The following is a 22,120-nucleotide window of genomic DNA, read 5'->3' as shown; positions in this document are numbered from 1 at the left end:
TGTCTAATAAGTGTAAAACAGGTTAGACACAAGTGTCTAATTTTATTTACATATTAGACATATTGATGGTCGCCAAGGGAGGGTGATTGCAGTAGTAGATGATAAAAACACGGGGAGAGTTGATAAAATTACAGCAGGTGATAAAAACACGGCAGTAGTTAATAGAGCCATAGTAAAGGATACACCACGGCAGGCTTCAAGTCCGGGCTGCATGGGTCACAGAAAGAGTGAGCCTGCAACGCAAAAACGGCCAGCGCCGTCTTTGCTAAGCGTCAACAGCACGCTGCGCAACTACGATACTAGACCGTTTCATTGTAACTGACTCAACGGAACATATTCTGCAGAACCATCATCAGATTGGCGGGTTTTTCCGCAAGGCGGCGGGTGTAGTAGGGGTACCACATCTTGCCGTACGGCACGTAGCAGCGGACCCGGTAGCCGTCTGCAGCCAGCTTTGCTTGCTCGTTCATACGCAGTCCGTACAGCATCTGGAATTCGAACTTCTCCGGCGAAATTCGGTTTGCTGCCGCGTATTCTTTTACCCAACGGATAATGGTATCGTCATGTGAGGCAATCGCCGTATAAATACCCTGGTCCAGGTGCATGCGGATGATTGCTTTGAAGTTATCGATAACCTCGGATTTTTTCTGGAAGGCAACCTCAGCCGGTTCTTTGTAAGCACCTTTCACCAGACGCAGGTTGACTCCGCTTGCAATCAGATCCTTCACATCAGCGCGGGTGCGATGCAGATAGGCCTGAATGACCGTCCCTACATTCGTCAGTCCTTCGCGATGCAGCTGTTTTACCATATCGATCGTCGCTTGTGTAAAAGGGGTATCTTCCATATCGATGCGCACAAAGTTGTTGGCCGCCGCTGCTTCTTGCACAACGGCACGGATATTTGTGAAGCAGGCCTTAGCATCCAGCGCCAGCCCCATCTGGGTTGGCTTGAGCGACACATTGGCGTTCACGCTCGCCGCTGCGATGCCACGTACGAGCCGAATATATTCCTCACGATAGCCGGAAGCCTCAGATAACGCCTTGATGCCCTCGCCGAGATGATCCAGTGTAACCATGATTCCCTTGCGGTTCAGTTCGCGAATAACGTCCAGCGCAGGCTGCAGCTCCTGGCTGGCAATGAATTTGGCGGCCAGTTTGCCGCCGTATTTGAGGGTGAGCTTCTCTACAAGCGAGTTGCCAGAGATGGTGAGAAGCGTCTTGCGGTACAGCTCGGATCCGATGTCCATGTTGATCCCTTCCCCTTTTGCGGTATGAATGGCGGTTTTCTGAATAATCGTAGGAAATACGTAGCAATTTTCATGCCAACTGTGTAGGTTATTGCAACTGGCCCAATAAATCTCGCGCTCCCCCAATCATATTGGCATGATTCTTGCTTTACTATATGAGCGAAGAGCCCCGGGATGATGCAGGGGACGAATGAGATTCCAAGGAGGATGTACGATGAGAATGGAATTTGCCAACGAGCCGTTTACGGATTTCACAAAAGAGCAGGAAAGCGCCGCCTACGACGCCGCGCTGGGGGCTGTTAAAGAGCAACTGGGCCGGACTTATCCGCTCGTCATCGGCGGCAAGGCCATCGAGACGGGTCGCATGCTGGAATCCACCAACCCGGCGGACAAAGGCCAGGTCATCGGCATCGTGCACCAAGCCGACAAGGAACTGGCGGATCAAGCGATCCGCATCGCTTACGACACATTCCTAACTTGGCGCCATACTAGCGCAAAAGAACGTGCCAGCCACCTGTTCAAAGCTTCTGCAATCATGCGCCGCCGCAAGCATGAATTCTCGGCTTGGCTCACTTTTGAATCCGGCAAAAACCGTGCCGAAGCCGATGCCGATACTGCTGAAGCGATCGACTTCATGGAATTCTATGCCCGCGAAATGCTCCGTCTCAGCGAGCCTCAACCGCTCACTCGCCTGCCGGAGGAAGACAATGAGCTGTACTATACTCCGCTCGGAGTTGGCATCGTCATCCCGCCTTGGAACTTCCCGCTCGCGATTATGGCTGGCATGACAACAGCTGCGCTCGTCTCCGGCAACACGGTTGTGCTGAAGCCAGCCAGTCCGACAGCCGTCATCGCGGCTAAATTTGTGGAGCTGCTTGAGGAAGCTGGCGTTCCCGCTGGCGTTGTGAACTTCCTGCCGGGTCCAGGCGGCGAGGTTGGCGACTTCCTCGTTGAGCATCCGCTGACTCGATTTATCAGCTTTACCGGCTCCCGCGACGTAGGCTTACGCATCAATGAACGTGCCGCTAAAACTGCGCCAGGGCAGAAGTGGATTAAGCGCGTCATCGCCGAAATGGGCGGAAAAGACTGTATCGTAGTTGATTCGGATGCTGATCTAGAGCTGGCAGCGGATGCGATTACGGCTTCGGCTTTCGGCTTTTCCGGTCAGAAATGCTCCGCCTGCTCACGCGCTATCATTCACGCTGATGTGTATGACGAGGTGCTGGAGAGGGTCGTGGAGCGCACGGCTAAGCTGAAGCTCGGCAACCCGACTGAGCGCGGCACAAACCTCGGTCCGGTCGTGGACGAAAAGGCGTACGCGAAAATTCTCGAATACATCGAAATCGGCAAAAGCGAAGGCCGTCTCGTGCATGGCGGTGGTATCGGCGACGAGTGCGGTTATTATATTGAGCCGACTATTTTTGCGGATGTCGACGCTAAAGCGCGTATTTCTCAGGAAGAAATTTTCGGTCCGGTCGTCGCATTCACTAAAGCATCCTCCTTCGAAGAAGCACTGGAGTTCGCTAACAACACGGATTACGGTCTGACCGGAGCGGTCATCTCGCGCAACCGCGCTCATCTGGAGCAGGCGCGCCGCGAGTTCTTTGCAGGCAATCTGTACTTGAACCGCAAGTGCACCGGCGCACTCGTCGGCGTGCATCCGTTTGGCGGTTTCAATATGTCCGGTACGGATTCCAAGGCAGGCGGCCGCGATTATCTGTTGCTGTTCACCCAAGGGAAGCTCGTTTCGGAAAAAATGTAGCGTCCAAGAGGCCTGCACAAGCGCTATAATGTAGGCAAAGCCCAAAGGAGGCCGCCGCGATGAATGTGCCCGCCCTTCAGCAGCATGGACTGCTCCGTCAGGAGCAGCGCCAGCGACTGGCGCTGACGCAGGAGATGCGCCAGTCGCTGCATCTGCTCTCGCTGCCAGCGATAGAGCTGGGTCGCTGCGTGCAGGAGCTTGCTGCGGACAATCCGCTGCTGGAATACCGCGAGGCTCCTGCACTTCGCGGTCTGGGCGGGCGGCGCTTCGCCAGCGCGTGGAACGCCCCCGATCCGCTGGATCGTGCGCCTGCGGAGCCGCAGACGCTGGAGGCCGAACTGCTTGGCCAGTTGCGATTGCTGGGACCGCCAGCTCCGCTGAGGCGGGCAGCCGGCTATCTCGCCGGCAACCTTGACGAAAGCGGCTATCTGGCGCTTTCGCTTGAAGAAGCAGCGCAGCAGCTCGGCATTACAGCCGAGCTGGCGGCGGAAGCGCTGCGGCTGCTGCAGTCGCTGCAGCCGGCAGGCATCGGCGCGCGTGACCTGCGCGAATGCCTGCTGCTGCAGCTGGATCGCGAGCCGGAGCCTGCTCCCGGCGCGCGAGAGCAGCGTGAATGCTTGCCGCCGCAGCCGCAGCCGGATCGTGATCCGCAGCCTGCTTCGGGTGCTCGGGAGCAGCGCAAATGCTTGCCGCAGCAGCTGGTTCGCAAGCTACAGCCTGCTTCGGGTGCTCGGGAGCTGGCCGACCGCTGGCTGCCGCAGCTCGCTGAACGCAAATGGGATGAGATTTCCGAAGGTACTGGGATGAGCCGTGACGAGTTGGAGGCAGCTCGTCTGCATTTGCGCGGACTTGATCCGCGGCCCGGGCTGCGGCTGTCCAGCGTGCGGACGGAATCTATCATTGCGGATGCGAGAGTTGGCCTGACGGCGGATTCGGAGCTCAGTGTAGAGCTCAATACCACATGGGAGCCGCGGTTGTCACTGGCTGGGAGCGACAGTTTTTTAGTTGGAATTCGCAGGGAGCATGAGGCGTACGCTTACATCGAAAGCTGCCGACGCTCCGCTCGCAGCTTGCTGAACAGCCTTGCCACGCGCAGGCAAACGCTGCGGAAGGTCGTCGAGGCCATCTTCATCGAGCAGCAAGCGTTTCTACAGGTTGGTTGGTCCGGCCTGCGGCCGCTTACGATGGCGAACATCGCACTTCTTCTGGGTGTGCATGAGTCAACGGTCAGCCGGGCAGTAGCGGATAAATATGTGCGGACCCCGCATGGAGTGTTCCGTTTGAAAGCTTTTTTCAGCGCGACTCTTGGTCGTGGCGGTTCAGAAGAGGTGTCAGCGGTAGCGGCTCGGCAGCAATTGGCAGCCTTAATCGCAGCGGAGAGTAGGAGCCGACCGTTATCGGATCAGCAACTGGCAAAAAGGTTGTCGGAGGAAGGTGTCCCGCTCTCTCGCCGCACCGTCGCCAAGTACCGGGATGAGCTGCGTATCCCTTGCTCCACGGCTCGTAGGGATGCTGACGCTAGAGCCTAGGCTGGGTGGCTCCAAGGATGAGCTGCTTTGTTCCCGCCATCATTTTATAAAGCATTATTAATGAAACCGTTCTTTCGTAATGCAGAGGTATACTACTCCGCCTACGAAAAAACGGTTTTTTTGTGCTGCTTGAACGCAGCCGAGGAGGCTCCGAAGCCCCCATTCAAGTAGTCCAAGTTACTTGAACGAGTCAAAAGCGGCCCCAACGGGCAAAGCAAGTAGTCCAAGCTACTTGAGCGCGCCGGAAGTCGCTCCGACGAGCAAAGCAAGTAGTAAAAGTTACTTGAGTGCGCCAGAAGTCGCTCCGACGAGCAAAGCAAGTAGTAAAAGTTACTTGAGTGCGCCGTAAATGGCTTCGATGAGCAAAGTAAGTAGTCCAAGCTACTTGAACGCGCCGGAATTGGCTCCGACGAGCCAAGCAAGTAGTCCAAGCTACTTGAACGCGCCGGAAGTGACCCCGATGAGCCAAGCAAGTAGTCCAAGTTACTTGAGCGCGCCGGAATTGGCCCCAACGAGCCAAGCAAGTAGTCGAAGTTACTTGAGCGCGCCGGAATTGGCACCGATGAGCCAAGCAAGTAGTCCAAGTTACTTGAGCGCGCCGGAATTGGCCCCAACGAGCCAAGCAAGTAGTCGAAGTTACTTGAGCGCGCCGGAAATCGCTCCGACGAGCCAAGCAAGTAGTAAAAGTTACTTGAACGCGTCGGAAGATACCCCGATGAGCCAAGCAAGTAGTAAAAGTTACTTGAGTGCGCCGGAAGCGACCCCGACGAGCCAAGCAAGTAGTAAAAGTTACTTGAGCGCGCCGGAAGCGACCCCGACGAGCCAAGCAAGTAGTAAAAGTTACTTGAACGCGTCGGAAGATACCCCGATGAACAAAGCAAGTAGTAAAAGTTACTTGAGTGCACCGGAAGTCTCTCCGACGAGCAAAGCAAGTAGTCGAAGTTACTTGAATGTAGCCCGCCCCAAGTAGCAAAAGCTACTTGAACGCTGCTCCAAAGCCGTAAGGATTATGAGGTTTTATAAGCCATAACTCAAGCGTCCTGAAAGAGCAGCTTCGGTACTGGAAGGCGCCGGAGGATAAAGAGGTGAAAAGCCGACTTCATCCCACTCAAATATGCGGTACATTTGATGCAGAACGGCTGACAGCTCTGGACAGCCCGAATCACCTTGCGGATAATGGATAGGAATGGAATTCCCATCCAGCCTGGAAGGAGCTTCTGCAATGGACAAACACAGCTCTCCGCTGACACTCAACAACCGCGGAATTCTCGCTCCTCATGCTGGGGCGATGCACTATCGGATCGAACGGCTGCTGCCTTCGGGGCCTGCCGCCGCGTTCATCCGCCACTACTGGCTGATCCAGTGGGAACTGCCGCCAGGGCAGGCCCATGTGCAGGAAGTGCTGGAGCATCCTTCGGTTAACGTCGTGCTGGAGCCGGGCTGCTCTGTTGTCAGCATCGTCAGCCCCGGCCGTTCCAGCCAAAAGCTGGAGGGAAAAGGTCAAGTGATGGGCATGCTGTTCCGCCCGGGGGCGTTCCGCGCTTGGCTGGATCGCGATCCGGAAGAGCTGGCGGGCAAGCGCTTGTCCGCCGCTGAAGTGCTTGGCCCGGAACTGCTAGAGCTTGAACATGCTGTGTTCGCGGAAAGCAATCCGGTTCAGCGGGCAAGATTGGCTGATGCCTATTGGGCTACTCGTGTACCGGAGCCAGATGCCAGCGCGCAGCTGGTTGACCGGATCGTTATCGGTATCCAACTCGACCGCAGTCAGCGAGATGTGGAGGGTGTGGCGGAGCGTTGGGGATTATCGGTTCGCAGCCTGCAGCGACTGTTCCGAACCTACCTCGGCGTCACTCCAAAGTGGGTCATTCAACGCTACCGGATGCATGAGACGGTGGAGCTGGCCGCTTTGGAAGGGGAGAAGGAGCCGAATTGGGCTGCCCTCGCGGTGGAGCTGGGTTATTTTGATCAGGCGCATCTGATTCGAGACTTCAAAGCTACTATCGGGAAAACTCCTGCCTCGTATCGCAAACATGCGGCTGCCGAATCCAATTAAGAATAATAAAAAAACGGCCTGGCTGTCTGTGGAGACAACCAGGCCGTTTGCTTGTTTAACACTCGTTCAATGTTTGCTTAATGCTCGTTCAATGTGTGCTCAAAGCTCGTTTAACACTTGTTTAACGCTTGCTCAAAGCTCGTTTAGCACTTGTTTTAGCGGCTCTTAGGCTTGTTGCGGCTGCGGAAGAACCAGAAGGCACCGCCGAGGACGCCGATGGCGAGCAGTGCGTACACGATATTGGAGTACACGTCCATGTATCCAACGATCGTCTCCCAAGAAGCACCGACCGTAGCACCAACGCTCACTAACACGCTATTCCAGATCAGCGAGCCGATCGTCGTCAGCAGCAGGAACAGCGGGAAGTTCATACCGGACATTCCGGCTGGGATGGAAATAAGGCTGCGTACAAGCGGCACGAGGCGACACAGCAGCACGGCCCACGGGCCGTAGCGGTCGAACCAGGCATCCGTCTTGCGCACATCTTCCGGCTTAAGCCGGAGAATATGGCCCCAGCGCAGTACGATTCGCTCCAGGCGGTCCGCATTCAGCCAAGCACCCAGGCCGTACAGCAAGACAGCTCCGACGACAGAGCCAAGCGTGGCGAAGATGATGACACCGATCAGCGTCATGCTGGTCTGAGTCGTCATGAAGCCTCCAAAGGTTAGGATGACCTCGGATGGAATCGGCGGGAACAGATTTTCGAGCGCAATCAGGAAAAACACTCCGGCATAGCCGAACTTGTCCATCATTTCGGTAATCCAAGCTTCCATTAAAGCAAGCACCTTCCTCTCGCATCTCACAGGGGCGTCCGCATACGGACATAGCTTCTTCTATATACGAGCTAGGGGCGTTCCAGGTTTCAAAAAAAATAAAAAACCACCGAGCAAGCCGCTCCAGGGAGGAGCGGCTTGCTCGGTGGTCGTATGATAACGCTCGGCAGGCTGGGTGGCAGCCGCCAGTCAGATTAGAAAGCTTTTTTAAGCCAGATGCTTCAGATAAGGAGCCAAATCAATGCCCAAAGCTGTCGACAGACGCTGGCCAAGCTCGGCATCCGCACGGTAGAAGTTGCAGACGGCGCGCAGCTGCGTGCTCGATTCTACCGCCGATAGATCCCCTGCCAGGTTGAGAATGACAGCTGCCTGCTCTGATTCGGAGTAACGACGCCATACTTGGCCCGCTTGGCCGAAGTCATTGGTCTTAGCGATACGCTGGCGTCCTGACGCTGCATTCGCTGCCAAAGGATCTGGCGTCTCCGCATAGGCGGGATCTTCCTTCGGCGCGTCCGAGTGGCGGGTCGGCTCGTAGTTGACGGAACCTCTGCTCGATTGTTGCGACATCGCTCCGTCACGCTGGTTGTTGCTCACATTGGCGAACGGGCAGTTGATCGGCAACTGCAAGTAATTCGTACCGATGCGGTAGCGCTGCGTGTCGGAGTAGGAGAACAGACGACCTTGCAGCAGCTTATCCTCCGACGGCTCGATGCCAGGCACAACAACACCGGGATTGAAACCGACCTGCTCCGTATCGGCAAACACATTGTCAGGATTGCGGTTCAGCTGCATTGTGCCGACATGCACATAAGGAATGTCTTCCTCGAACCAGTCCTTCGTCGCATCCAGCGGATCGAAGTCGAAGGAGTCGAGATCAGCCGGATCGAGAATCTGTACATACAGATCCCATTCCGGGAAGTCGCCCCGCTTGATTGCCTCTTGCAAATCGCGAGTCGCGTGATTGAAATCATTGGCCTGAATTGCTGAAGCTTGTTCCCCAGTCAAAGTGCGGATACCCTGCTTAGGAACCCAGCGCAGCTTCGTATAAACGCGGTTTCCATGTGCATTGACCCACTTATATGCATGCACACTGGAGCCGCGCATCTCGCGGTAGTTCGCCGGAATTCCCTCGTCGGAGAACAGATGTAGCAGCATATTCGTCGATTCCGGCGACAGCGACATGAAGTCCCAGTAGCGATCGGGATGCTGGATGTTTGTGCTCGGATCTGGCTTGAGCGAGTGCACCATGTCAGGGAATTTCATCGCATCGCGGATGAAGAATACCGGAAGATTGTTGCCGACGAAATCGTAATTGCCCTCTGTGGTGTAAAATTTGACCGCAAAACCCCGGGGATCGCGCAGCGTCTCAGGAGAATGCTGGCCGTGAATAACGGTGCTGAAGCGGACGAATACGCTAGTCTCAAGTCCCGCTTCCTGCAGGAAAGCCGCTTTCGTCCAGCGCTTCATGCTCGCCGCTGTTTTAAAGACGCCATGTGCGCCTGCGCCGCGTGCATGGACAACACGTTCCGGTACCCGCTCGCGGTCGAAGTGCGCGAGCTTTTCGAGCAGCTGATAATCCTCCAGTAGAGTAGGGCCGTTCTGGCCTGCCGTTCTGGAGCTCTGGTTGTCCCCAATTGGGACCCCTTGGTTCGTCGTCAGTCGGTTCATGAAATAATTCCCCTTTCCCCGGTTATCCGGTATCCATGAATGAATGCGTCTGAATCAATCTGATAGACAGCTGAGAGTTGATACTACTGTACAATCTCATTACTTTGTAGTCAATAGTTATTTATAATAATTATAAATTAGAACTAAAGCAGGAAAAAACGCTGCGCTGCGGAAGATGTTTTTAGAAGAAAATGTAAGAATAAATCGTATGTCCAGGTGCCGAATGCAATACGAGCTTGCCAATGCGCACATGAGCCAGCCAATGCCAATAGTAGTTTCTCGGAACAAAGTGCTTCTAAGCACCTGAAGCTGTTCGCGCCGAGCGCCCTTTGGGCTGCCGGAATGAGAAAGCGGGGAAGAGCGCCATGCCGTCGAAACGAATCAATTCCAGCTGGATGTACGGGCTGGGCATGTTTGCCATGATGGTTCCTAGCCAGGCTTTTTTATCCTTTTACAGCTACTATTATGTGGACAAGCTTGGCCTTGGCATCGGAATGGCTACGCTTGCCCGTAGTATTTACCTCATCTGGGACGCCGTCAATCAGCCATTGCTCGGCTATTGGTCCGACCGCACGCGCACGCGTTTCGGCCGCCGCAAGCCGTGGTTGTATGGGGCGTTGCCGGCATTCGCCGCTGTATTCATCCTGCTGTTCTCTGTACCGGAATCTGTAGCCGCCACCGCTGCGACAGACGGGATGGAGCTGTTCTATTGGTTCTTGGCATCGCTCATCCTGTTCGAAACCGCCTCCTCCGTTATTTGGGTCAACTATGGGGCGCTGCTGCCTGAGCTTTACAGCGGTGCGGATAAGCGGGCCAAAGCCTCTGCCATTCAGCAAGGCTTTCAGATGCTCGCCATTCTCATCGGCACAGCCGTGACGCCAATCCTGTTCAAAAATTTAGGCTTCGGCGGCATGTCCTATGCCTATGCAGCTTTGTTTCTCCTCTGCATGCTGGCATTCCTCCGCCATCTTCAGGAGCCTCCTGAAGCGCGCAGCCAGCCGCCGCTGCCCTTCATCGCGGCATTCCGTGAAACGCTTCGCAACCGCAACTTTTGGATTTTCCATCTCGCCAATTCCTTCGCTCAAACCGTGAACGGCTTGCTCAGCTCCATGATTCCGTTTTATGCCAAATATGCTCTAGGTATTCCCGAAGGCCAAGTTTCCTTGCTGCTTGCCTCTATTTTTGTGCCGGTCATTCCGCTCGTCGCGGTCTGGTACCTCATTGCAAGACGCCTCGGCGGCTTGCGCAGCTGGCGGCTCGCGCTTGTCGTTTATGGCATCAGCGCCGTACCGCTCTGGTTCGCCGAAGGACTCGGCGGTGGTATCGTGGCCGGCATCGTCGTCGGTTTCGGTCTCGCAGGGTTCCTCGTTACGCCAGCTGTGCTGAACGGGCGAATTATCGACCAGGACGCAGAGAAAACCGGGCGCAGGCGCGAGGGCGTGTACACTGCTGTTGGCGGTTTTGTCACCCGTTCGAGCGGACTGATCTCGGCGCTGGCTTTCTGGATTGTCGGCATGCTGCTCGGTTATTCCAGCGGCATCGACCCGGGTCCGAATCCGGAGCTTGCCTTCCGCTGGCTGATTAGCTTGGTGCCGGTCGGTCTGCTGGCGGTATCGGTTGCCATATCCTTTATGTATCGGGAGGAAGGAGAGGGAGCAGATGACAAAAAGACTGATTCTCAACTGTGACGATTTTGGGCAATGCCGTGCGGCCAATGAGGCGATCTTCGGCTTGTTGGAAGAAGGTCTCGCCAGCTCCGCGACGATCATGGCGCCTGCACCAGCTTTCCGGGAAGCAGCCGAGTGGTGCCGCCGCCAAGGGGGCAAAGTCAGCATAGGAGCTCATTTAACCTTTACAAGTGAATTCCCCGATTGGCGCTGGGGAGCGCTCACTGGTGCAGCGTCGCTACAGGACAGCGACGGTTTCCTGCATCCTGACATTGAAGCTTTCGAGCGCAGCGCCCTTGCCGCGGACGTAAAAAGAGAGATGAACGCCCAGTTCAAAGCGATCCGCGAGGCTGGGATCAGCATTACGCATGCCGACAACCATATGGGTAGCCTGTATGGACTGGCGACGGGACGCAGTTATTTGCCGCTTGTGCTCTGGCAATGTTCAAGGCGCCGACTGCCCTTCCGGCTGTTTCGGCGTATTTGGGAGAAGGATGCCTTTCTCGCCTCCGTCCCGAACGCAGACAAGATTCTAAACAAAGTTGTGGCGTTGGCTGATCTGCTTAGAGTGCCCCTGCCAGATTATCTGGTTAGTCATCCCTATCATGTCGAGCCGGGAGAGACGTATAGTTCCTTCAAAACGATGATGATCAACAAGCTCTACGAGTTGCCGGAGGGAATTACCGAAACGTATGTTCATCCAGCGGTTCAAGACGAGGAAATGGGGCGAATTATTCCATCTTGGGAAAAGCGAACTTGGGAGCATCGGTTGCTGCAGGACGGAGATTTCCGCTACGCACTGCGGGATGCCGGCATTGAGCTGGCTACTTACCGGGATGTATGGCGTGAGCAGAAGCGTCCTCGCTGGAATGCGATGCATCAGCTGCTTAAAAATTGATTAATTATGCAATATAATTCGACAAATATATATTTTTTTCGGCAAAATCTAACAAAAATCTTCATGAAAGGCGATAAATAAAGGAAAAAGTACGAATAGGGGTAATATGCCTACATATCGTTTCTTTATCTATCAATTGCTGCGCAATTATATAGCTGGCTCAGCTCTTGCTGTTGTTGGGGTAGGCGGCGCCATCATTGGAATGAGCCTGGAGCTCCATCCAGGCCAGCCTACTGTTATTTTGCTGATTTTGTTGTTATCGGTGTGCTGCATGCTTGTTGTGGAAGGCATAACGTTCCGCCGGCATCTAGAGCCAATACATCGGCTTTTCCAGATGACAGAACGGGATAACGCTACAATTAGAAAAGCTTACTTCCGGACCCATCGATTGCCCGGGCTTGCTGTCCGGCGGACTTTGGGCCCTCATATGCTCGGGTTTGTACTTCCGGCAGTTGCACTTACTCTTACCAGCAGACAGCTGGGATGGATCGAAATCCCGAATGGCCAACTGGCCATCGCGGTTTTTGCTTCTATTTTGATCGCCAGCCTTCATGCGGTAATTGAATATTTCCTGACGGCTCAGGCGATCCGCCCTCTGCTGATGACGATCAAGTCCTATGGGGACCCGTTAGCGCACAGCGAGCTATCACTTAAGGGCAAAGTGCTGGTTGCCATCCCATTTAAGTTTCAACTGAGTATTTTTGTCATCGGCGCTCTCCCAGTTTTGCTGTTCGTGTTATCTACGCAGGTGCGCCTAACGGCAAAAGGGGACTCTAGCACCGGTTACTGGGCATGGAGCGGACTCGTGCTCATTGTCAGTCTGGGCTTCGCTTCTTATGCCGCATGGCTTCTCGGGCGGAACGTCAAGCAGCCGATCGAGGAACTGTACGGGATGATGAAGCTTGTGCGCAAGGGCAATCTGTCGGTTACCGTTCCCGATCTATATTCGGATGAATTTTCCCGTCTTGTGGACGGCTTCAATCATATGGTTCACGGGCTTGGCGAACGGGAGCGAATGAACGAGCAGTTGTTGCAAAGTTATTTCTCCACACTGGCGGCTGCGCTGGATGCGAGGGACCCTTATACGGCAGGCCACTCTCAGCGGGTGGCGGCTTACGCGCTTATGATTGGGCGAGTGGAGGGTCTGGCGATCTCTGAGCTGGATGTGCTCAACAAGACCGCACTGCTCCATGATATCGGCAAAATCGGCGTCCGAGACAACGTGCTGCTCAAGGAGGGCAAGCTGACCGATGAGGAGTTCGACCAAATCAAGCTGCATACCGTCATGGGCGAGAACATCCTGCGCCAGATCGAACCACAGGAGGCGATGGCGGCGTTCCTGCCAGGCGTGCGCTCCCATCACGAGCGTTATGACGGCAAAGGTTATCCCGATGGCCTAGCCGGGGAAGAGATTCCGCTTATGGGCCGCATCATTGCCGTTGCAGACGCCTATGACGCGATGACCTCAGATCGTCCTTACCGGAAAGGTATGCCAGCCGCCCGGGCGCTGGCCATACTGGACGAAGGTTGCGGCACGCAGTGGGACCCTAAATATGCCCGGACGTTCATCCGGGCGATGGGCGGGCTGGAGCATCCAGGCCAGGTGACGCTGCTGACTAAGCGCGACAGCGGCAGCGATACTGCTGTCGGAGGAGCGGAGCCCGGCGCTGATGCAGCTCCGGGAGAGCGCAGCAAGAGCTCTTGAGGTTGGAGAAGAGGCCACGCTGCAGCTGGAACGGTCGCGGTTAATGCTGAAGCCGACGCAGCTCAAGGTAGCTCCATCGGTCGGCTGCCCAAGCATGATTGCTGGCGAAGCCGTCATGCATTTCAAGCCGACGTGATCGGCTGAAGGAATCTGTCGGTTGCCCTTGGCAATGCAAAGGTGCCCCGTAAGTCATGAGAGTCGTGACTTACGGGGCACTTTTTTTTGTCGTTTTATTGTTGCCGATGAGGACAACACGAGCCTAACGAAACCGAGAGATCTTATAACGAATTGCTGACAGACTGTTGTCAGTAATTCAGGTTATACTGGTGGGATAAAGCTGAGCGGGGAGTGGGGCGTGTGGAGAAGCGCGTGAGGGAGGATGTACGTAGGCGCGGCTTCAGCGCCGCCGAGCTGGCGGACATTCGCCATCCGGAACGGTTCGCGGAGGCAGCAGCTTATATGGCGAACTTGCCGGAACGGACAAAGTACAGCCAGGAAGAGCTTCTGGCGCCTCCACTGTTGATAGAGCGGTCGGGCTCCCTGGAAATGTACTACGCTCCGCATAATGAGCTGGGCGGCGGTAGAGCGCGCCTTGTCATTGCGGGGCTGACGCCGGGTTGGCAGCAGATGGAGATATCCTTGCGCGTGCTGAAGCAAGCACTGGCTTCCGGCTGCACGCCGGAAGCAGCCTGCTGGGAATCCAAACGGCAGGCTCGCTTCGCGGGATCGATGCGTACGGGTTTGCTGGATATGCTGCGACAGCTTGGCCTCCCGGAGCTACTCCGCCAAACTGTTGAACCGAAACATCAAACAAGGCATGCCGCTCAAGAACCATACAGTGAGCCACATCGAGAGGCATGCCAAGAGTCACACCAAGAACCGTACCAAGAACCGTATCAAGAGCCATACCAGGAGCCGTACCAAGAACCGTATCAAGAGCCATACCAGGAGAAATCAGGGCAAGCCTCCGACAAGCCTTTCCCTGCACAGGCAATCACTCCGTCACTATCGCCTATGCTACCCGAAGATCTTCTGGATCATCCCATGATCCATACGACATCGGTGCTGCCCTGCCCGGTGTTCCGGGACGGAGCGAATTATAGCGGCCATCAGCCGCCTATATCCCGCAATCCGTTCCTATTGGAGACAGCCGTCCGTCATATGACGGATGAGCTCCAGCAGCTGGAGCAACCACCGCTGCTTGTACCGTTAGGCAAGGCGGTAGAGGAAGTTCTTCGAGCGCTCCAGGAGCGAGGACAACTGCAGGAGGAACAGGTGTTGTGGGGTTTTCCCCATCCATCAGGAGCGAATGGGCATCGCCATGCCCAGTTCCGCGAAGCTTTCCCGGAGCTGAAGGAGCGGCTGGAACGTTTCATGGAATCGCTAGAGAATTAATTGAGTACTGTTAATTGCAGGAGGAGCAAGCATATATGGAGCCGTTGCGAAATTTGTATCATGAAGAAATGCTTTTGAAGGTCGGTCAGGCCTTTCATGGGCTGGACAATCGTTTCGACCCCGACGTTTTCTTGGCGATAGTGCAGCAAGAGCCCTGGGAGGAGGCCTCCTTCAAAGAAAGGATGCGTCTCGTCACGCGCGCTCTCGGCCGGATGCTGCCAGAGGACTACCGGGAGGCTGTTTCGCTCGTTTGTGGGGCGGCAGAGCGGTTCCGGGGCGTGGAATATATCTTTTTTCCAGATTATATAGAGCTATTCGGCGCAAAGGAGCCAGAGCTGTCCTTGGAGGCATTGACCAGATTGACTCGCAGCTCGACGTCGGAATTTGCCGTGCGTTCTTATATCGAGCGCGATCCGGTGGCGGTCATGAAGCGTATACTGGACTGGTCCAGAGACTCGGATGAGCACATCCGGCGTTTGGCCAGCGAAGGTTGCAGGCCTCGCCTGCCCTGGGGGCAGCGGCTGCCGGTATTTGTCCGGGACCCAGCCCCCGTGCTGGAGCTGTTGGAGCCGATGCTGCAAGACGAGAGTGAGTACGTCCGTCGCAGCGTCGCCAACAATCTCAATGATATTGCCAAAGATCATCCAGAGCGTGTGCTGGAGCTGGCGGAGCGGAACTATGGCCGCGACAGCCGTACGGATTGGATTTTGCGGCATGGCTGCCGAACATTATTAAAGCAGGCTCATCCACGGGCGATGGAGCTTTTTGGTTATGCTCCTGCCGCCGGGACTTCGGTGCGGGAGCTCGCTATTTTGACCCCGATCGTTACATTCGGAAAGCGGTTGGAGTTCACTTTTGAGCTTTTTAATGAAGGGGAGCCGGTGTCACTTCGTTTGGAGTATGAGATTGGCTTCGTCAAGGCGAATGGCACGCTGGCCGGCAAAAGATTCAAGTTATCCCAGCGCATTTATCCGCATGGAGTTACTTCCGTGACGCGCTCCCATGCGATTAAGCCGATTACGACTCGTCGCTATTATCCCGGCATGCACAGCCTGACTGTGCTGGTCAATGGAGTGGCGCTGGGCACATTGCCCTTCGAGCTGCTCATGGACCCGCCGAAGAACTAACCATTCTCGCGTAGCGGCTGTCTTATTCAAAATAAAAACGCGCCCCCGGGCGCGTTTTTATTTTGGATATGATCCCTAAACGACCGTCAGCTGTTCGGAAAGGGATTGCATATCCTGGCGGATATCCTTCAGCAGCTGGATGGAAGCTTCGATCTCGACTTTACGGGTGGATACGCTCTCTACGCTGCAGCCGATTGGGATCCCTTTTTCAATTCCGAAGCGGTACAGCTCCAAAAATACTTGGCGGGACAGCTGAACGGATTTGTCCAGGATGTCTTGGGAATGCATGAGCTCATTTTCCAGCCATTTGGGGATGCTGATGCCGAGCCACTTCATGAATTCAAGCGTTTTGGCGGAGCCGCATGGTGCGATGTTGAACAGGATCGGAACCATTTCCGTGCCGTTTTTGCGGCTATCGTAATAGTAGTCGGAGAGGAAGCTCTTGGACGCTTCCACATCATAGGTAGCCTGGGAGATGAAAAAACCACAACCCGACTCCTGTTTGGCCTGCGCCCGCATATGCTCGTCGCCCTTGCTGCGGTGCCGCTCCGGTATGACAACTCCGCCGGTCATCAGCTTTTCGTTGAGAATGCCGCTCATGCGATAAGCTTCCGGAAGTCGAATCTGTACCTGCTGGCGGCTGGAGGAAGCCCCCACGTATACGGTGTACCGCTGATCGTCCCGGTCTTGAAGGATCCACTTTGCGAGCTTGTCGGGTCCCTCAGAGGCAACGCAGTGGTAAATAATGGACGGAACTCCGAGCTCCTGCTTCAGATAACCGTTGTAATACTCCGTAGGATCCAGCGCCTCCAAATACGGGAAGGGCCGGTCTTTATCGGTCCGGTCCGCCTCGTCCTGCACATCGTAAAGAACAAGACCGTCGATGCCGGTATCCTTTAGCCGGGAAATCTGCTTATCTGCAATCTCCCGGATTTTCTCTGGTGGATGACTGCTTTTGGGCGGAGTCATGCCATAGGTCAGGATGCCGCTTTCTTTGCGGAGCAGTTTATCTTTCAGGGTTGAGCTCATAAAGCCTCCTAGCCGGTTCCTTATCGTCCCGATACGTTTTCACCTAGTATACCACTTTGGATTTGCAAGCTGTACCGCTTTTCCGCGAAACAGTTATAAGGATATTTTAGAGCTGGTTATGGGCTCAGGTTATAGGCAAACAACAATGAAAAATATACCAACAACATTTAAGTGAAATTAGATTTAAAATAAATTGAATTTATTTAAGGAGGATAAAATGAAGAAATTCTATTGGGTTTGCGCATGTGTGTTAGTTATTATCGCCAGTATTACAGTCGCGGTTAAAATTAATGATCAAGAAAAAAAGATAGTGGAGTTAGAAAACTTAAAGAAAACTTATATATCAATAAACGGGTCTCAATTGCTATCCAACTCTCGGGATGCAAGAAATTTAATTAATTCAATAGACTATAGAGATGATCTTAAGCAATTAACACCTCTTATTAGCTACTTAAATAGTTTAAATAATGTATCTGCCGCAATGCAATTGAGCGGGAATCAATCCGAAATGTGGGAAGAGGTAGGCTTTATTTTTGAGAATGCATCTAAAGTTATAGCACAATTTACTTACAAAAAAAATCTTAATCAACAAGAAGAAAAATATATCTTGGAAGTTAAAGATTTTATTAATTCTTTTGATGATGAAATTGTACATATAAAAAGAATGGAAGGGACTTTACCCTTAGATAGCGTTAACAGAATTAAAGAGGAGGCAATTGAATTTAATCACAACTAGTACCTACAAAGTAGTTCGAGTTCATGCTGAACCTCTTCGTATAAATACGTTGCCAGCGATATGTCGTTAGCCTTTGCGGTTTTGCAATTGGGCAGTTAGACAAGGTACAATGAGAGTGAGTTAAGCAATCACATATATGTATTAATTTGGACCTAATCTGTTGGTTTGTTGATATGCGAAATGAAGGGTATGTTTATGCTTTGTAAAGGATGACTGATGAATATAAATATTTCTATTTTAGCTCTAACTATTGTAGGGATTATCTCCGTTTATGCCATTGCAATAACGATTATAATAAGGTTTGTTGGTATGAAATTCAAAGGCGAATCCAGTATTCATTTTCTTCTCGCTTCTATTATCTTGGTAATCCAAACCTATCTCATAATTAAAGAATTTGTATCTAAACATACTTTAAGTTCTACCAATATTTTATTATTCTTTATGGGGGTTATGTTAATTTTCCAAGGAGTACGGAGAAAGAAAATAGATAGTGAATAATGTTTTGCTGAAAAATCGATTTACAGCTAAAAAGGTACCGTTTCTCAAATTAATCGAGAAACGGTACCTTTTTCCTGCACTATAGTAGGTGAAATAAATGCTTCCACAACATCAATCCCTGGAGATTACCACCATCGTTGTCCCCAAAAAAGCAAACGGATTTACTTCCGAACCTCTTCTTTGTGTATTCTTCGCTGTATATAAACTATCGGTACCGGTTAAATCCTGCGTGATCAACAGTAGTTCGACGAATGCTTGCTTAGACCATTATTTGTTGACGAGAACCAAGTTGGAAGGGGTTATACCATAAAACCAACGGAGTGGCGCCGTCGTTGATATAGATCTAAAGCCTACATCTTGAACTAATGAAATAGAGTACATACTAGCACTGAACTTCCCGACCAAACTAGCGTAGCTAGTGGTGTATACACTGTAAATAACAGTGGCAGTAGAACCTATTGGTACCCTAAAGTGGTTTTCATCTCCCGAAGGCAAAAAAGTTGGGGTAGGCTCTTCCGCGTTCTTTATAAAACTTACAACAAGATTCAGACCTTCTGCAGAGTTAACAAGGGTAAAACCTCGCGTAGCCCCCAGTTCGGACGATTCATCATCCGATCCATCATCCGGTCCATTATTCACTGAGTTGCGGGAAAAGAAACATATCGTGATGACTAACAGAATAAACAAAACTAGAATGAGGCCTAGGTTTGATCCGTAACTGTTACTAATATTTCTCAAATTAATTTCCTCCTATACTTGGCTTTTGAGAATTTCTCTAAAATCGGTTGAGAGCTTTATATAACAATCTATGTAGGAGCCAGATAGACGGACTCTGGCACTTGTCCCATAAATTAATAGTTTGGGCTGAAGGATGTGGGCAGTCTTAAGCAATAGCAAGAGAGGAACTTACCTGCGGATAGCGTGCGGGATGTTAGGAGCAAAAAAAACACACTCCCCAAGAGAGTGTGTTAAATCTAAAGCAATCGGGCGTTTAGCTTCCTTGAAGCTGGCGAAGCGTATTGCGAATCTGTCCAAGATGCCGATCCTCATGGAGGGGGATGAGCTCGACCCACTGAGCTGCGCTCATCGGGCCGAACATCGGATGCTCAAAGCCTCGCTTCTCCATCCGCTCCGTGCCTAGATCGACCGCAACGCTCTCAAGCAACTTCTGGCGGGCATCGGCCAACGCTTGCTCTGCCTCGGCCAGCGTGTTGATCCTTCCGAGCGGTTGTACTCGGTCAGGAGCCTGAGCTTTGCGTGAGGGATCCTTCAGCAGCTCCAGTGGGGCCTTCACAAGATCGTTGCGCTCCGGACTTTGCAGGACGGCGACCAATCCTTTCGCTATGGAACCCTCGAGCGTTGCCAAATGCTCCATAATTTCTAGGACGGACCACCCGTTACCGGGGGGCTTCGCCTGAAGCGTTTCGAGCGGGAGTCCGCGCACCTCGTTCAGCAGCTCCGAGCGTGTCATTTCCAGCTGATTCAGCACATGTTCCTTCATAAGTGATTCATCTCCCATTCCGAGTAATTATTAGGCTCGCGATGTTCACTTTCATCATCCACTGCGTTGAAGGCCTGTTTATGATGACTGCTCTTTGCTGTAAACAGTGCTACTGATAACTGCTCTGCTGAAAACGCTCTGTTGGTAGTCGCTCTAGTAGTTGCTCGGCTTCCTAAAGCTATAAGGCATCTGTTCGTTCTGCTACTCTCATTCTCCTTCTACGTTTACTTCATTCGGCTCCACATCGAATTCCGGCAATGCCCATACGGACACGCTGCCGCCACTGACCGGGAAGTCGGCGAAGCCATCCTCGCCAATAACGATCCGCTCCGCGCGTGTATTAGTCAAATCGACCCACACTTCGCCGGCGCGCTCTTCGCCGACGAACATGCGCTTGGAGCAATCATCGGCGTTGCAGACGACGACGGCGCAGCCGGAGCGTTCGAACTCCGGCACGCCGCGGCGCACCCAGCCGATGACATGCCGATCATCGAGATAATCGTCCTGGTCGCCGTAAGCGCGATGATAACGAGCGTACAGCAGCGGATCGATCGCTACCTTTTTGCCCTCGATGGGCTGCTCGCCTCCAATGCCGTAATAATCACCATAGAAGACGACCGGATAGCCGTCGCGGCGCAACAGGATAAGCGCATAAGCGCTCTGTTTGAACCAATCACCAATCCATGATTCCAGCGCCTCGCCGGGTTGGGTGTCATGGTTTTCGACGAGTGTCACCGCATGTTGCGGATGCTCCTTCACCAGGGACCCGTCAAAAATAGTCCGCAGATCGAACTCGCGTCCGCTGTCTGCCGCCTCCTTAAGCCGGTAATGCAGCGGAGCGTCGAACAAGTCGAGCTCATGCTCGACCGTCTCCAAGAATGCGGTACAGTCTTCGGTGATGCTATTCCAGAACTCGCCGACGATATAAAAATGTTCCGGTGCCTGCCCCTTGATCTCCCGCGCAAATTCCCGGATGAACGTATGATCGATATGCTTGATCGCATCGAGCCGAAAGCCGTTTACGCCGCTCTCTTTTACCAGCCAATGACCCCAGCGGATCATCTCCTCACGCACCTCAGGGTTGTTGTAATCGATGTTGGCGAACATCAAGTAATCGTAGTTGCCGAACTGATCGTCGACATTCTCGTTCCACTGTTTGTTCTCGCCTAGGATGCGATAAACGCCGGTTTCATCACGCTTCGCGTCGAAATCGGTCCCGTTAAAATGCGTGAAATTCCACTTGAACGAGGAGTATTTATCCCCGCGTCCGGGAAAGGTGAACTTTGTCCAGCCCTCGATGCTATGCGGATCGGATATTTCCTCCTGACGATTCTCTCCTTCGACCTCGATCACCTTGAATTTCTCTTTTTCGTCGGCTCCAGCCTTATGGTTCATGACCAGATCGGCGTAAACGGCGATGCCATGCTCCCGGCAGATGCCAATCGCCTCCAGCAACTCTTCCTTTGTACCGTACTTCGTGCGCTTGGCACCCTTCTGGTCGAACTCGCCCAGGTCGTACAGATCGTATACGCTGTAGCCGTTATCTTCCGGAGAGGAAGCCTTGGTCGCAGGGGGGATCCAAATAGCATCGATGCCGGCGGCCTTCAGCTCGGCGGCACGCTCCTTGAGGCGCTGCCAGTGTTTGCCGTCCGCCGGCACATGCCATTCAAAAAATTGCATCATCGTATGATTGCGTTCCATCTTGCGCGGATCACCCTTTGCCGTATGATTTGTCAATATTACGCATCATTACCCCTGGCGGACAGGCATCTAATCAAGACGGTGGATGGCACGGCTCCTGCAAAACTAGGCACCCCCGAGCCGCCGCGTTACGCGTTCCCGACTAGCGATCAGATTGGAGCAGGTGTGTCAGCTGTATTTTCCGATGTGCCAGGCCCGCAGCAGCGGTCCGGCCACGCCATATACAGGGTCGGTACCTGGAAGCAGCACAGATGGAATCTCTTCCAGCGCGAGCTGACGATCTTTATTTTCAGCGTGGCGCATATTGTAACTTACACCGCCGGGATAACCTCCCGAAATGCGGAAGCTGCTGCTCGCCGACAGTCTCCTATGTCCGGTGCCAGCCGGCAGCACCAGCACGTCCCCTGAGCTTACCTCCACGGTTTCCCCCGTTGGACCGCCCAACTGCAGCATCGCGGTGCCGCTGACGACGCCAAGCGCTTCATGGGTGTTACTATGGTAATGATGATAGGGGTAGACGCCGTTGGTCCAGTTGTTGCCCCAACCGTGTGAGGCGAAGAGCTGCTCCATGCTTTCGGTTTTTTTTACGGGAGATCGGTACACCAATACGGGCAGGGAGGGATGGTTCGGAATGAGTCCGTCATCTTGGAAAAATAGCTTCTGAGGCTCGATTTGCGATTCCATTCTCTTCCTCCTAGATATTCAATTTTTTATTCACTGCGTGTGAATACTCTCTCGATTCGGATATCGAACCTTCTATGGAGACTGTGGGCCGTCCGCATGGAATGGAAGAGATTCAGGTTGCCAGCCTTAGAGGTAAGAACATCTTAA

19 protein-coding genes are annotated in these 22,120 nt (G+C 53.4%); 12 read left to right on the top strand and 7 right to left on the bottom strand.

Annotation, left to right across the window (positions count from 1 at the left end):
* Positions 1-323: 323 nt before the first annotated feature.
* The gene (locus tag CGZ75_RS15350; RefSeq protein ID WP_089525152.1) at positions 324-1,247 is read right to left on the bottom strand and encodes a proline dehydrogenase family protein; all 924 of its coding nucleotides are present in this window, start codon (positions 1,245-1,247) and stop codon (positions 324-326) included.
* A 214-nt stretch (positions 1,248-1,461) separates the two neighbouring features.
* Here CGZ75_RS15350 and pruA point away from each other — a divergent pair, with 214 nt between their 5' ends.
* The 5 genes from pruA to CGZ75_RS15335 all read left to right on the top strand — a co-directional run bounded on the left by pruA (position 1,462) and on the right by CGZ75_RS15335 (position 6,591).
* On the top strand, positions 1,462-3,009 hold the full coding sequence (gene pruA, locus CGZ75_RS15345; protein WP_089525151.1) for an L-glutamate gamma-semialdehyde dehydrogenase: 1,548 nt from the start codon (positions 1,462-1,464) through the stop codon (positions 3,007-3,009).
* A gap of 59 nt (positions 3,010-3,068) precedes the next feature.
* Positions 3,069-4,538, top strand: coding sequence for an RNA polymerase factor sigma-54 (locus CGZ75_RS15340; RefSeq protein WP_089525150.1), 1,470 nt, complete (start codon positions 3,069-3,071; stop codon positions 4,536-4,538).
* A 181-nt stretch (positions 4,539-4,719) separates the two neighbouring features.
* Positions 4,720-4,887, top strand: a complete 168-nt coding sequence (locus CGZ75_RS25375; protein ID WP_176444866.1) for a hypothetical protein — start codon at positions 4,720-4,722, stop codon at positions 4,885-4,887.
* Complete coding sequence (locus CGZ75_RS25370) at positions 4,888-5,508, top strand: hypothetical protein (protein ID WP_176444865.1); 621 nt, start codon at positions 4,888-4,890, stop codon at positions 5,506-5,508.
* Between the two features lie 252 nt (positions 5,509-5,760).
* The gene (locus tag CGZ75_RS15335; RefSeq protein ID WP_176444864.1) at positions 5,761-6,591 is read left to right on the top strand and encodes a helix-turn-helix domain-containing protein; all 831 of its coding nucleotides are present in this window, start codon (positions 5,761-5,763) and stop codon (positions 6,589-6,591) included.
* Positions 6,592-6,746: 155 nt separating this feature from the next.
* Here CGZ75_RS15335 and CGZ75_RS15330 read toward each other — a convergent pair whose 3' ends face one another.
* Both CGZ75_RS15330 and CGZ75_RS15325 read right to left on the bottom strand, forming a co-directional pair.
* Positions 6,747-7,364 carry a DedA family protein gene (locus CGZ75_RS15330; RefSeq protein ID WP_089525148.1) on the bottom strand — a complete coding sequence of 206 codons (618 nt, stop codon included), beginning with the start codon at positions 7,362-7,364 and terminating at the stop codon, positions 6,747-6,749.
* A 207-nt stretch (positions 7,365-7,571) separates the two neighbouring features.
* Positions 7,572-9,032, bottom strand: a complete 1,461-nt coding sequence (locus CGZ75_RS15325; RefSeq protein WP_089525147.1) for a catalase — start codon at positions 9,030-9,032, stop codon at positions 7,572-7,574.
* A gap of 365 nt (positions 9,033-9,397) precedes the next feature.
* Between CGZ75_RS15325 and CGZ75_RS15320 the strand changes: the two genes are divergently transcribed.
* The 6 genes from CGZ75_RS15320 to CGZ75_RS15300 all read left to right on the top strand — a co-directional run bounded on the left by CGZ75_RS15320 (position 9,398) and on the right by CGZ75_RS15300 (position 15,824).
* On the top strand, positions 9,398-10,720 hold the full coding sequence (locus CGZ75_RS15320; protein ID WP_089525146.1) for an MFS transporter: 1,323 nt from the start codon (positions 9,398-9,400) through the stop codon (positions 10,718-10,720).
* Positions 10,692-11,597 carry a polysaccharide deacetylase family protein gene (locus CGZ75_RS15315; protein ID WP_089525145.1) on the top strand — a complete coding sequence of 302 codons (906 nt, stop codon included), beginning with the start codon at positions 10,692-10,694 and terminating at the stop codon, positions 11,595-11,597. The genes CGZ75_RS15320 and CGZ75_RS15315 overlap by 29 nt, the downstream gene beginning before the upstream one ends.
* A 106-nt stretch (positions 11,598-11,703) precedes the next feature.
* A complete protein-coding gene (locus CGZ75_RS15310) occupies positions 11,704-13,302 on the top strand; it encodes an HD-GYP domain-containing protein (protein WP_089525144.1) in 1,599 nt (532 codons plus the stop codon).
* On the top strand, positions 13,268-13,438 hold the full coding sequence (locus CGZ75_RS25365; RefSeq protein ID WP_176444863.1) for a hypothetical protein: 171 nt from the start codon (positions 13,268-13,270) through the stop codon (positions 13,436-13,438). The genes CGZ75_RS15310 and CGZ75_RS25365 overlap by 35 nt, the downstream gene beginning before the upstream one ends.
* A gap of 221 nt (positions 13,439-13,659) precedes the next feature.
* Positions 13,660-14,697: a uracil-DNA glycosylase family protein gene (locus CGZ75_RS15305; RefSeq protein ID WP_089525143.1), complete on the top strand. Its 1,038-nt coding sequence runs from the start codon at positions 13,660-13,662 to the stop codon at positions 14,695-14,697.
* 35 nt (positions 14,698-14,732) lie between these two features.
* Entirely contained in the window at positions 14,733-15,824 is a 1,092-nt protein-coding gene (locus CGZ75_RS15300) for a DNA alkylation repair protein (RefSeq protein WP_089525142.1), read from the top strand.
* A gap of 75 nt (positions 15,825-15,899) precedes the next feature.
* On the opposite strand, the gene CGZ75_RS15295 is transcribed toward CGZ75_RS15300, so the two are convergent.
* On the bottom strand, positions 15,900-16,853 hold the full coding sequence (locus tag CGZ75_RS15295; protein WP_089525141.1) for a methylenetetrahydrofolate reductase: 954 nt from the start codon (positions 16,851-16,853) through the stop codon (positions 15,900-15,902).
* Positions 16,854-17,070: 217 nt separating this feature from the next.
* Between CGZ75_RS15295 and CGZ75_RS15290 the strand changes: the two genes are divergently transcribed.
* Complete coding sequence (locus tag CGZ75_RS15290) at positions 17,071-17,589, top strand: hypothetical protein (protein WP_089525140.1); 519 nt, start codon at positions 17,071-17,073, stop codon at positions 17,587-17,589.
* Positions 17,590-19,078: 1,489 nt separating this feature from the next.
* On the opposite strand, the gene CGZ75_RS15275 is transcribed toward CGZ75_RS15290, so the two are convergent.
* The 3 genes from CGZ75_RS15275 to CGZ75_RS15265 all read right to left on the bottom strand — a co-directional run bounded on the left by CGZ75_RS15275 (position 19,079) and on the right by CGZ75_RS15265 (position 21,973).
* Positions 19,079-19,588, bottom strand: a complete 510-nt coding sequence (locus CGZ75_RS15275) for a DinB family protein (protein WP_176444862.1) — start codon at positions 19,586-19,588, stop codon at positions 19,079-19,081.
* A 207-nt stretch (positions 19,589-19,795) separates the two neighbouring features.
* A complete protein-coding gene (locus CGZ75_RS15270; RefSeq protein WP_089525136.1) occupies positions 19,796-21,289 on the bottom strand; it encodes an alpha-amylase in 1,494 nt (497 codons plus the stop codon).
* Between the two features lie 168 nt (positions 21,290-21,457).
* Complete coding sequence (locus tag CGZ75_RS15265) at positions 21,458-21,973, bottom strand: cupin domain-containing protein (protein WP_089525135.1); 516 nt, start codon at positions 21,971-21,973, stop codon at positions 21,458-21,460.
* Positions 21,974-22,120 lie beyond the last annotated feature (147 nt).

Origin of the sequence: Paenibacillus herberti, from assembly GCF_002233675.1 — a bacterium.
Lineage (GTDB): Bacteria > Bacillota > Bacilli > Paenibacillales > Paenibacillaceae > Paenibacillus_O > Paenibacillus_O herberti.
This window is presented reverse-complemented; position numbering and strand designations above follow the sequence as displayed.